Consider the following 11,370-nt stretch of genomic DNA (forward strand, 5'->3'; position numbering starts at 1 on the left):
GCGGCCCGCCGGGTCCGCCCGGGACGGCGCCGGCGCGGAGCCGGACCCGGACGCGCCGGGCGTCCTGCGCGGGCTGGGATCGAGCGGCGGGACGGTCCGGGGCCGGGCCAAGGTCGTCCTCGACCCCGGCATCGCCCCCGCCGACTGCGCCGGCCGGATCCTCGTCGCCCGGGAGACCGACCCCGGCTGGCTGCCGCTGATGATCACCGCGTCCGGGCTGGTCGTCGAGCGCGGCACGCTGCTCTCGCACACCGCCGTCACGGGGCGGCTGCTGGGCGTGCCGGCCGCCGTCGCGGTCGGCGGCGCCGTCGGGCGCATCCCCGACGGCGCCTGGATCGAGCTGGACGGGCGCGCCGGCACGGTCCGGATCCTGGACGCGCCCCCGGAGCGGTGACCGGCACGCGCGACGGCGGCACCGCTCCCCCTGATCACCGGGCCCCGGCATGGCCCGGCACACCCCGCAGCAGAGGAGTTGGCACGTGGACGAAGGAGTGTTCGGCAGGGCCGCCCGGGAACGGGCGATCGCCGGCGTCGAGGCGGAGATCGCGCGGCTGTGCGAGGAGCTCGCCGAAGGCCGCGGGATCGGCCTCGGCGCGGGCCGGGAGATGGTCGGCGGCGCCATGTCGGAGTTCCTCGCGGACTTCTTCGACCTCGTGCGGGCCAAGGGCTCGCGGCACGCCGTGGACGGCATGGTCATGCTCCCGCTCCTCGTGCACGCGGCGGAGACCTGGCCGGGCGGGGTCCACCGCTCCCCGGCCCGGCCGATCGCCGTGGTCCACCTGCTCTGGTGGGCGAGTGCGCGCCACCTCGACGACCTGACCGACGCCCCGGGCGCGCCGTCGCCGGGGAGCACCGCCGCCGGAAAGAAGATCCTCACGGCGCTGGCCGTGGGGAGCCACCTGCCCGCCCGGCTCGTCGCGGACCTGCCCGTATCGGGCGAGGTCCGCGCCAGGCTCGGCGACGAGGTGTCGCGGGCCTGGCTGGACGCCGTGGACGGCCAGCTCCGCGACCTGACCGAGCGCGCCTCGGCGGCCACCCCGGAGTCGGTGCTGCGCGCCTACGAGGGCAAGACCGGCGCGCCGTACGCGATGGCCGCGGCGTCGGCGGCGTGCCTGGCCGGGGCCGACGACGGCCGGGTCACCGGCTGGCGCTCGTTCGGCCGCGCGCTGGGGGTCCTGCGCCAGCTCGTGAACGACCAGCGCGACCTCGACTCCGGCCGGCACGAGGACCTCGCCAACGGGACGGCGACGTACCTGCTCGTCCACCTGCTGACGTCCCTCCCTGCGGGGCGGCGCAGGGAGGCGCTCGCGCTGCACGCGGCCGCCCGCCGCTCGGGCTCCGCGCGCGCCGAGCTGGCCGCCTGGATGCTGGACGAGGAGGTCCTCGGCTCCTACGCGGCCTCCGTCGCGCCGCTGAGCGACCGCGCCCACCGGCTGCTCCGGCTGCTCGGCGGCGAGCCGGACCGCATCCGGGAACTGCACCGGCTGGTCGACGAGACCGTCGGCCACCTGCCCGGTTTCCGGCTGGCCGCGGCCTCCTGAGGGGATCGTCGATGACCGGTTCCGGCGAACTCCCGGAGATCCTCACCGCCCACTGCCCGCGGCTCGACACCGCCATCGGGGAGGCGCTGCGCGGCCACCCCGCCTACCAGCCGATCCGGCGGGCCGCGGGCCCCATGTTCGGTCCCCGCGGCGCGACCTGCGCCCGCCTGCTCGGCCTCGTCCTCGCGAGCGAGCCCCTGCCGGCCGAGGACCTGGCGCGCTTCCGCGACCTCGGCGTGCTCGCGGCGCGGCAGGCGATCCCGCTGCCGGTGCTGTCGGAGGTGTGGGACCTCGCGCTCGCCGCGGCGGCGCGGTCGTGCTGGTCGGTCGCGCCCGCCGCGTCCTTCGCCGAGATGGCCGCGCTGACCGCGCGCGCCGCGCGGCTCGCGGGCCGGGCGCGGGAGGCGTGCATCCAGGGCTACGCCGAGGCGCCCCGCGAGGGCGGCACGTCCCGGCCGCTGCGCCGGCTGCTGGCCGGGACGCTGATCGACGGCGCGCCGGCGGACGTCATCGCCGACGCGGCGGGCGTCCGCCTGGCGCCCGCCTACCTCGTCCTGGTGTGCGAGGCCCCGGCCCTCACGTCCGCCGCGCACTGGCAGCGGGCGAGCGAGCGGCTGGACGCGCGCGACGGCGTGCTGTACTCCGGTGACCTCGGCGGGCTCGTCGTGCTGTTCCCGGCCGAGGACCCGCTGCGCGCCGAGGACGCGGCGGCCGAGTTCACCGCGGGGCTCGCGGCGTGCACGCGCGGGCCGGTGCACGCCGCCACGTCCCTGCTCGGCGGCCTCTCCGACATCCCCGCGGCGCTGGAGGAGGCGTCGCAGGTCCTGACGGTGGTCAAGGCCATCCCCGACGCCGAGGACCGCCCCTACCGGGCCGACGAGCTGCTCGTCGAGCTCGCCATCCTCGGGCAGCCGGACATCCGCTGCCGGCTCGCCGCCGTGCTGTCGCCGCTGGACGCCGGGACGGACCTGCGCCGGACCCTGGAGGTCCTGCTCGCCTGCAACCTCGACCGGGAGCGCGCCGCGCGGGAGCTGTGGATCCACCGCCGCACCCTCCACTACCGCCTGGACCGCATAAGGGACCTGTCCGGCATCGACCCGAGCTCGGCGCGCGGCATCCAGCTGTTCCGGGCGGCGCTCACCTCGGCGCGCCTGACGAGCCTGGAGCGCACCGGCGGCCGCGACGCCGGTTCGGACGGAGGAGGTGCGGACGGGGGATGCGCCGACGGAGGGGGCGCTGAGAGGGAGGGCGCCGAGGGGGAGGGCGGCGCCGGGGGCCCCGGCGAGGATGCGTCCTTTCCGTCGCCGCTGAGCGCCTGAGGGACGCGCATGGACTTCCCCTTTCCGAACCGCCCGGGCGCCCCGCTGGACGAGGGCCGCCTGCGGCTGTTCCGGGCACGGCCGCTGGTGCCGGTCGTGCTGCCGGGCGGGCACCGGGCGCTGCTCGTCACCCGCCACGCCGACGTCCGGACGGTCCTGTCCGACGACCGGTTCAGCCGCGAGGCGTGGACCGGCGGCACCCTCTTCGCCCGGACGCCGGAGTCGCTGGCCCTGGCCGCCTGCGACCCTCCGACGCACACGCGCCGCCGGAAGGCCGTCCAGGCGTGGTTCACGGCCCGCCGCGCCGAGGCGGACCGCCCGCGGATCGAGGCGCTCGCCGAGCGTCTGCTCGACGGCATGGCGGCGCACGGCCCGCCCGCCGACCTGATCGGCGAGTTCGCCACCCCGCTCCCGTACACCGTCATCTGCGACATGCTGGGCATCCCCGCCGGCGACCTCGGGCTGCTGCTGCCGTGGGTGACCGCGATGATGTCGGCCGGGCGGTACCCCGCGGCGGAGGTCGAGGCGGCCCGCCAGGGCATGCACGGCTACTTCGCCGACCGGCTGGCGGAGCGCCGGGCACGCCCCGGGTCCGACCTGCTCAGCGTGCTCGCGGCCGCACCGGAGCTGTCCGCCGAGGAGATCGTCGTCTTCGGGTACGGGCTGCTGGCGGCGGGCGGCGAGACCACGTCCAACTTCCTGGCGGCGTGCGTCGTGGAACTGGCCCGGCGGCCGGACCTCGCGGCGCGGCTGCGGGCAGACCCGGCGCTGATCCCGTCCGCCGTCGAGGAGTTCCTGCGCTGGGTGTGGTTCGCCGGCACCGGGGGCCGGCCGCACGCCGTCGTGGCCGACGTGGCGCTCGACGGGGTGCCGCTCGGGCCGGGGGACGTCGTCGTCCCGCTCACCGACGCCGCCAACCGGGACCCGGCCGCCTTCTCCGGCGCCGACGAGTTCGACCCCGCGCGCTCCCCGAACCCGCATCTCGGCCTGGGCCACGGCCGCCACATGTGCCTCGGCGCGCCGCACGCCCGCCTCGAACTGCAGGTCGCGATCGCCGCGCTCCTGCGCCGCTTCGGCGATCTCGCCCTGGCCGTCGACCCGGACCGGCTCGAATGGCGCGACCGCATGTTCGTCCGCGGCCTCTGGCGACTCCCGGTGACCTGGACCCCCGGACGGGACGGGTGAGGCCCCGCCCAGAGCGGACCCGCGCGGGGAGGGAGCGCGCCGTGCGGCTGGCGCGGTTCGTCCGGGGGAGCCATCCGCCGGTGCCCTCCCTGGCGTTCGCGGCGCTGTGGGCCTACGGGGTCACCGGGCTCTTCGCCGCGCTCGACCCGGAGCCGCCGGCATGGCGGCCCGGAGCGGGGACGGCCGTCGCGGCGGCGACCCTCTTCGTCGACCTGCTGCTCATGCGCGCGCTGGACGACATCCGCGACCTGGACTACGACCGCCGCTTCAATCCCCGCCGTCCGCTGGCGGCGGGTGCGGTGCGGACGCGTGACCTGGTCGTCCTCTACGCCGCGGGGACGGTGGTCCTGCTCCTGCTGAACGCCGCGTGGCCGTGGCGGGCGGGCATCCTGCTCGTCCAGCTCGGGTACGCGGCCGGAGCGATCGCCGTCCACCGGGGGTGGGGCCGTCCCTCGGCCGACGACCTGTTCCGGAGCCTGCTGGTCGGCCTTCCGGCGCCGCTGCTGCTCCACCTCTACCTGTACGCCGGGTATCTGGACGCGTCCGGGAGGCATCCGGACTGGTCCGCGGCCGTCGCGATCGCCGTGGTGGTCCTCGCGGCCGGCCACGCCGAACTGGCCGGGAAGCTCACCCGGGCGCCGAGTGCGGGGGAGCGGACCTACGTGACGACGCTCGGCGTGAGCGGGACGGCGGCGGCGTCCCTGGCCGTGCCGGTTCTGTCCGCGGCCCTGCTCGTGGCCTGGTCGCAGGCGCCCGCCGGGTGGACGCTCGCCGCTCTCCTCCCGCTGGGCTCGCCCATCGCCGCCGCCTGGGCCTTCGCGCGCGGCCGGACGCGCTGGCCGCCCTTCGCGCCCGCCCTGTACATGCTGCTGTCCTTCGCGAGCTACCTCGCGCTCGGGCTGGCCCGATGAGGGCCAGGGCCAGGAGGCGCGCCGTCAGGCCAGGCCCAGTTCCCGCTTGACGGACTCGAACTCCACCGCCATCGCCTCCGAGAGCGCCTTCGCCCCCGACAGCGGGCGCACCATGACGCAGAACTCGTCGATGAGCCCGTCGTCGTTCAGATGCAGGAAGTCGCAGCCGTGCACCTCGCGGTCCCCGACCCGCGCCTTGAAGATCAGCGCGTGGTCGCGGCCCTCGCCGATCTCGCCGACGTAGCGGAAGTCGGTGAACACCCGCGTCACCGCGCGCAGGATCGCCGACACCAGCGGCCGCCCCTCGTACGGCGCGAACGCCACGGGGCTGAGGAACGTGACGTCCTCGGCCAGCAGTGCCGGGAGGGCGTCGATGTCACCCTTGTCGATGGCCGCGCGGAAAGGGTGCATCGGGCCCACCTCCATGCTCGGGACGTCGCCCCGGTTCCGCACGGGGGCGCGAAAAAGCCTAGAGGAGCGGGTCCCGTCCGCGATCACCGGGACGCCCCGCGGGCGGTCAGGGCTGCAGCAGCACCTTGATCGCGCCGTCCTGCTTCTTCTGGAAGATCTCGTACGCCTCCGGCGCCTTCTCCAGCGGCCACCGGTGGGTCGCCAGGTCCATCACGCCGAGCGGGTCGGCGTCGTCGGTGACCAGCGGCATCAGGCCGTCGATCCACTTCTTGACGTGCGCCTGGCCCATCCGCAGCGTGATGCCCTTGTCGAACATCCGCATCATCGGCAGCGGGTCGGTCATCCCGCCGTACACGCCGATGAGGGCGATCGTCCCGCCCCGCCGGACGACCTCGATCGCGGTGCCGAGCGCGGCGAGCCGGTCCACCCCGAAGCGCGACATCAGCGGCGCCCCGCTGTTGCCCGGCATCAGCCCGGCGACGGTCTGCGCGAACTTGGCGCCGGGGGAGCCGTGCGCCTCCATCCCCACCGCGTCGATCACCGAGTCGGTGCCGCGGCCCTCGGTGAGCTGCCGGACCGCGTCCGGGACGTCGTCGGCGTCGTCGGAGTCGATCACCTCGATGCCGTGCCGCCGCGCCATCTCCAGCCGCTCGGGCACGAAGTCCACGCCGATCACCCGGTGCCCCAGGTGGCGCGCGATCCGGGCGGCCATCTGCCCGATCGGGCCGAGGCCGAGCACGGTGACCGACCCGCCCTCGGGGATGCCGGCCCAGTCCACCGACTGCCAGGCGGTCGGCAGCACGTCGGACAGGTACACGAACCGCTCGTCCGGCGGGCCCTCCGGCACCTTGATCGGCCCGAAGTGGGCCTGCGGCACCCGCAGGTACTCGGCCTGCCCGCCCGGCACCTGCCCGTACAGCCGGGTGTAGCCGAACAGCGCCGCGCCCATGCCCTGCTCGCGGACCTGCGTGGTCTCGCACTGCGCGTACAACTGCATGCCGCACATGTGGCAGCGGCCGCAGGAGATGTTGAACGGGATGACGACGCGGTCCCCGGGCTTGATGTGCGCGACCTCCGAGCCGGTCTCCTCGACGATCCCCATCGGCTCGTGGCCGAGGATGTCGCCCTCGCTGAGGAACGGCCCCAGCACCTCGTACAGGTGCAGGTCCGAACCGCAGATCCCGGACGAGGTGACCCTGATGATCGCGTCGTCCGGCTCCTTGATCTCCGGGTCGGGCACGCTCTCCACGCGGACGTCGCGCTTGCCGTGCCAGGTGACAGCCTTCATCGATGATCCTCCAAGAAAGGGACGCCCGGGAGCGGGTCGCAGGGACCGTCGCAGGCGCCCCTACCCCACCCGCCGGGGCGAAACGTGGGCCCGCCCGCCCCGCCGCAGGTCGGCCCGCCGCGCCGAGTGAGTACGTCAAGACGGGGTAAAGCACGCCCATGAAAGACGCCCCCCTGCGCCTCGGCGTACTGGACATCGGTTCGAACTCGGCCCATCTGCGGATCGCCGACCTGGCCCCCGGGCTCCCGCCCACCGGCGTCCGGTCGGTGAAGACCGCGGTCCGCCTCGCGGAGGCCACCGACCGGCACGGCGTCATCCACCGCCCCGCGGTCGGCCGGCTGATCGGCGCGGTGCGCGAGTCGGTCGCCTCCGCCGCGGCCCTCGGCGTCGGCGAGCTGATCCCGTTCGCGACGTCCGCGCTGCGCGACGCGGCCAACCGCGACGACGTCGTCGGCGAGGTCCGCGCCGCCACCGGCGTCCGCCTCGGCTTCCTCACCGGCGAGCAGGAGGCGCGGCTGACGTTCCTCGCGGCCCGCCGCTGGCGCGGCTGGTCGGCGGGCCCGCTGCTGCTCGCCGACATCGGCGGCGGCTCCATGGAGCTCGCCGTCGGCGCCGGAGAGCGCCCGGACATCGCGCTGTCGCTGCCGCTCGGCGCGGGCCGGCTCACCCGGCACCACCTGCCGCCGAGCCCGCCGGTGCCGAAGAGCACCCGCAGGGCGCTGAGCGCGCACGTCAGGTCCGTCCTGAAGGAGGCGACGCTGGGGATCGCGCAGCTGCCGCCGCCCGCCACCGCCGTGGCCACGTCCAAGACGTTCGCCCAGCTCGCCCGGCTCTGCGGTGCCCCGAAGGCGAAGGCGGGCCCCTACCGGGAGCGGCACCTCGACCGGGGCGAGCTGCGCCGCTGGATCCCGCGGCTGGCGAGGCTGTCCGACGCGGAGCGGACCGCGCTGCCGGGCATCAAGGCGTCGCGGGCCCGACAGATCCTCGCGGGGGCGATCGTGGCCGAGGGCGTGATGGACGTCCTCCGGCTCGACCGGCTCGCCATCTGCCCGTGGGCGCTGCGCGAGGGCCTGTTCCTGCACCGGCTGGACGCGCTGGTCGAGGGCCGCGATCCGGAGGACCTCCCGGAGCACAGCCCGGTCGTCCTCCGGGACGTGCACCTGCGCGCCGTCCCCTGACCGCGCTGTCCTTCGACCACGGCGGCCGGCCCGGCGGCGGAGGGTCAGCGGGCGTAGGTTCCGACGAGGGCGGCAGTCGCGATGACCTTGTCCTTCAGGGCCGCGCGCATGTCGTCCATCGAGAAGCCGGAGGTCAGCCCGGACGGCCACCGCAGCGCGTACAGGGTGAAGATGTAGCGGTGCGGCGGGTCCCCGGCGGGCGGCTGGGGGCCGCCGTAGCCGAGGTCGCCGAAGTCGTTGCGGCCCCGGGCGATCTGCGGGCGCTCCTCCCCGGCCGCCAGCCGCTCGCGGTCGGGTGAGATCCCGGCCAGCATCCAGTGGACGAACGTGCCGCCGGGCGCGTCGGGGTCCTCGCACGACAGGGCGACCTCGCGGCACGCGGCGGGCACGCCGGACCACCTCAGCTCGGGGGAGATGTCTCCCGACGCGTGCGAATGCGTCACCGGGAGGGGTCCGTCGGGGGCGAACGCGGGGCTGCTCAACGTCATCTGCTCCATGCCGCCGTACTGCCCGGAACACCGCCCGCGATGCCCGCCCGCGGCGTTTGAAGCGGGGCCTCCTTGGTATGTGGGCGCCGACAGGCTCGCATAGGAGGCAGGCTGGATGACGGACGTGCAGGGGAGGGACGACACCAGCGTCGCCGACGCGCTCGCGCTCCACCGCCGGGGCACGAGGATCGGGAACATCCTGGCGACGACGGACCACAAGGTCGTCGGCCACCTCTACCTCGCCACCTCGTTCACGCTCTTCCTCGTCGCCGGGCTGATGGCCATGGTGATCCGGGCCGAGCTGCTGGAACCCGGGCTGCAGATGGTGGACAACCAGCAGTACAACCAGATGTTCACCATTCACGGCACGGTCATGCTGCTGCTGTTCGCGACCCCGCTGTTCGCCGGGTTCGCCAACGTGATCGTGCCGCTGCAGCTCGGCGCCCCGGACGTGGCGTTCCCGCGGCTCAACACGCTCAGCTACTGGCTGTTCCTGTTCGGTGCGCTGATGGTCCTGGCGGGCTTCGTGGTGCCGGGCGGCGCCGCGGCGTTCGGCTGGTTCTCCTACGCCCCGCTGTCGTCGTCGGACTACTCGCCGGGCCTCGGCGGCGACCTGTGGGTGATGGGGCTCGTGCTGTCCGGCTTCGGGACGATCTTCACCGCGGTCAACCTGATCACGACGATCATCGGCATGCGCGCCCCCGGGATGGTGATGTTCCGGCTGCCGATCTTCACCTGGAACGTCCTGCTGACCAGCGTGATGGTGCTGCTGGCGTTCCCCGTCCTCGCCGCCGCGCTGCTGGCGCTGATGGCCGACCGCAAGCTCGGCGCGCACATCTACGACCCCTCGCACGGCGGCGAGCTGATCTGGCAGCACCTGTTCTGGTTCTTCGGCCACCCCGAGGTCTACATCATCGCGCTGCCGTTCTTCGGGATCATCACCGAGATCATCCCGGTGTTCGCGCGCAAGCCCCTGTTCGGCTACCTCGGCATGGTGGCGGCGACCATCGCGATCACCGGGCTGTCGATGACGGTCTGGGCGCACCACATGTTCGCCACCGGCCGGGTCCTGCTGCCGTTCTTCTCGCTGACCTCCTTCATGATCGCCGTCCCGACCGGCATCAAGTTCTTCAACTGGGTCGGCACGATGTGGCGGGGCGAGCTGACGTTCGAGGCCCCGATGCTGTTCGCCCTGGGGTTCCTCGCCACGTTCCTGTTCGGCGGCCTGACCGGGGTGATCCTCGCGTCCCCGCCCATGGACTTCCACCTCACCGACTCCTACTTCGTCGTCGGGCACTTCCACTACGTCGTCTTCGGCACCGTCGTGTTCGCGATGTTCGGCGGCTTCTACTTCTGGTGGCCGAAGCTGACCGGGAAGATGCTGGACGAGACCTGGGGGAAGATCCACTTCTGGTCGCTGTTCGTCGGGTTCCACACGACGTTCCTCGTCCACCACTGGCTCGGCGCCGAGGGCATGCCCCGCCGGTACGCCGACTACCCCGAGCGGTTCACCGCGCTGAACGCCGTCTCGTCGGCCGGGTCGTTCGTCCTCGGCGCGTCGACGTTCGCGTTCCTGTGGAACGTCTGGCGGACGCACCGGCGCGGCGCGCCAGTGGAGAAGGACGACCCGTGGGGGGCGGGCGGCTCGCTGGAGTGGGCCACGTCCAGCCCTCCGCCCCGGCACAACTTCACGACGATGCCGCGGATCCGTTCCTTCCGCCCCGCGTTCGACCTGCACCATCCGGCCCTGGAAGCGCCTCAGCGGGCGGAGCCGTCCCTTCCGCCACCCTCCGGGGACTGAGGGGTCAGCCGCCGTCGTCCTCCTGCCGCGGGCCCCCGTCGCGCGGGTCGCGGCTCAGGTCGCCCTGGCCGCCGCCGTACGACTCGGCCTGGTAGTTCATGTAGAAGCGGTTGACGCGGGTCCGGACCTGGGTGCGGGCGCGGTCCGGCGTCGGCAGCGGGATGAGGTGGTTCGGGTAGGGGGCGACGAGCTCGGCCGGCCGCCGGGTCCGCAGCAGCGCCGCCTCCTCGTCCGACGGCTGCTCGTGCCGCTCGCGGAACCCGCCCTCCGGGGTCAGCGAGATCAGGCCGCTCTCCACGCCCTCGCGGCGCGCCCGCAGGTCCCGGCGCTGCAGGCTGAGGCAGATCCGCCGGGTGACGAGGAACGCGAGGACCGGCGCGGCGACGAAGCCCGCGCGGAAGAACCAGGTCGTCCAGAACAGCGGGATGCCGAAGATGTAGGCGATGACGTCGTTGCCGCCCGCCGCCCACAGATTGCCGTACCAGGCGACGGCGGCCGCGCCGATCGCGGTCCTCGTCGCGGCGTTGCGCGGCCGGTCGAGCAGGTGGTGGAGGCGTTCGTCCCCCGTGGCCCAGCGTTCGGCGAACGGGTACATCGCGATCAGCGTGAAGAAGACCCCCGGCAGGACGACGGCGGGCACGAGCACGTTCCACGGGATCGTGTGCCCGAACAGGTTCGTCTCCAGCGGCGCCATGATGCGCAGGGAGCCTTCGAGGAACCCGACGTACCAGTCGGGCTGGGAGCCGGTCGAGATCTGGTCCGGCTCGTACGGCCCGTACAGCCAGACGGGGTTGACCTGCGCGAACGCGCCCAGCCCGGCCAGCACGCCGAACGTGAAGAGGAAGTAGGCGGTGCTCTGCGCGGCGAAGTGCGGGAACGTCGGCTCGCCGGACACCGTCCGCTCCCGCCTGCCCTTGCCCGGCCAGATCGTGTGCGTCTGGTGCCAGAGGATCATCAGGTGCGCGGTGATGAGCGCGATCAGCAGCCCGGGGACGAGCAGGATGTGCACGGTGAACAGCCGCGGGAGGAAGTCCTCGCTGGCCGGGAACTGCCCCCCGAAGACCCACATGGCCAGGTAGGTGCCGGCGACCGGGATGGACAGCACGACGCCCTCCATGATCCGCAGCCCGGTGCCGGACAGCAGGTCGTCGGGCAGCGAGTAGCCGGCGAACCCCTCGGCCAGGGCCAGCACGAACAGGGTGACGCCGATCAGCCAGTTGATCTCGCGGGGCTTGCGGAAAGCCCCGG

At 74.3% G+C, this 11,370-nt stretch carries 11 protein-coding genes; 7 read left to right on the top strand and 4 right to left on the bottom strand.

Going from position 1 to position 11,370, the window contains the following annotated elements; genetic code table 11:
• The 5 genes from IEZ03_RS22025 to IEZ03_RS22045 form a co-directional block, all read left to right on the top strand.
• Positions 1-394, top strand: a 394-nt coding sequence (locus IEZ03_RS22025) for a PEP-utilizing enzyme (protein WP_268248551.1), incomplete at its 5' end; no start/stop codon positions are given.
• 85 nt (positions 395-479) lie between these two features.
• Positions 480-1,541 (top strand): polyprenyl synthetase family protein, encoded by a 1,062-nt coding sequence (locus IEZ03_RS22030; protein WP_184885952.1) that lies wholly within the window; start codon positions 480-482, stop codon positions 1,539-1,541.
• 11 nt (positions 1,542-1,552) lie between these two features.
• A complete protein-coding gene (locus IEZ03_RS38605) occupies positions 1,553-2,860 on the top strand; it encodes a PucR family transcriptional regulator (protein WP_184885950.1) in 1,308 nt (435 codons plus the stop codon).
• A 9-nt stretch (positions 2,861-2,869) separates the two neighbouring features.
• Positions 2,870-4,045, top strand: a complete 1,176-nt coding sequence (locus IEZ03_RS22040) for a cytochrome P450 (protein WP_184885948.1) — start codon at positions 2,870-2,872, stop codon at positions 4,043-4,045.
• A gap of 41 nt (positions 4,046-4,086) precedes the next feature.
• Complete coding sequence (locus IEZ03_RS22045; RefSeq protein ID WP_184885946.1) at positions 4,087-4,956, top strand: UbiA prenyltransferase family protein; 870 nt, start codon at positions 4,087-4,089, stop codon at positions 4,954-4,956.
• Positions 4,957-4,980: 24 nt separating this feature from the next.
• Here the strand turns inward: IEZ03_RS22045 and IEZ03_RS22050 are convergent, their stop codons facing one another.
• The gene (locus IEZ03_RS22050) at positions 4,981-5,367 is read right to left on the bottom strand and encodes a nuclear transport factor 2 family protein (RefSeq protein ID WP_184885944.1); all 387 of its coding nucleotides are present in this window, start codon (positions 5,365-5,367) and stop codon (positions 4,981-4,983) included.
• A 106-nt stretch (positions 5,368-5,473) separates the two neighbouring features.
• A complete protein-coding gene (locus IEZ03_RS22055; RefSeq protein WP_184885942.1) occupies positions 5,474-6,655 on the bottom strand; it encodes a zinc-dependent alcohol dehydrogenase in 1,182 nt (393 codons plus the stop codon).
• A gap of 158 nt (positions 6,656-6,813) precedes the next feature.
• Between IEZ03_RS22055 and IEZ03_RS22060 the strand changes: the two genes are divergently transcribed.
• Positions 6,814-7,833 carry a Ppx/GppA phosphatase family protein gene (locus tag IEZ03_RS22060; protein WP_229808479.1) on the top strand — a complete coding sequence of 340 codons (1,020 nt, stop codon included), beginning with the start codon at positions 6,814-6,816 and terminating at the stop codon, positions 7,831-7,833.
• Positions 7,834-7,877: 44 nt separating this feature from the next.
• Here IEZ03_RS22060 and IEZ03_RS22065 read toward each other — a convergent pair whose 3' ends face one another.
• Complete coding sequence (locus IEZ03_RS22065; RefSeq protein WP_229808480.1) at positions 7,878-8,321, bottom strand: YbhB/YbcL family Raf kinase inhibitor-like protein; 444 nt, start codon at positions 8,319-8,321, stop codon at positions 7,878-7,880.
• Between the two features lie 115 nt (positions 8,322-8,436).
• Here IEZ03_RS22065 and ctaD point away from each other — a divergent pair, with 115 nt between their 5' ends.
• Positions 8,437-10,122 carry an aa3-type cytochrome oxidase subunit I gene (ctaD, locus tag IEZ03_RS22070; RefSeq protein ID WP_184885938.1) on the top strand — a complete coding sequence of 562 codons (1,686 nt, stop codon included), beginning with the start codon at positions 8,437-8,439 and terminating at the stop codon, positions 10,120-10,122.
• Positions 10,123-10,126: 4 nt separating this feature from the next.
• Here ctaD and IEZ03_RS22075 read toward each other — a convergent pair.
• On the bottom strand, positions 10,127-11,370 hold a 1,244-nt coding region (locus IEZ03_RS22075; protein WP_229808481.1), incomplete at its 5' end, for a cytochrome b.

The sequence above is a fragment of the Actinomadura livida genome, from assembly GCF_014648675.1.
Taxonomy (GTDB): domain Bacteria; phylum Actinomycetota; class Actinomycetes; order Streptosporangiales; family Streptosporangiaceae; genus Spirillospora; species Spirillospora livida.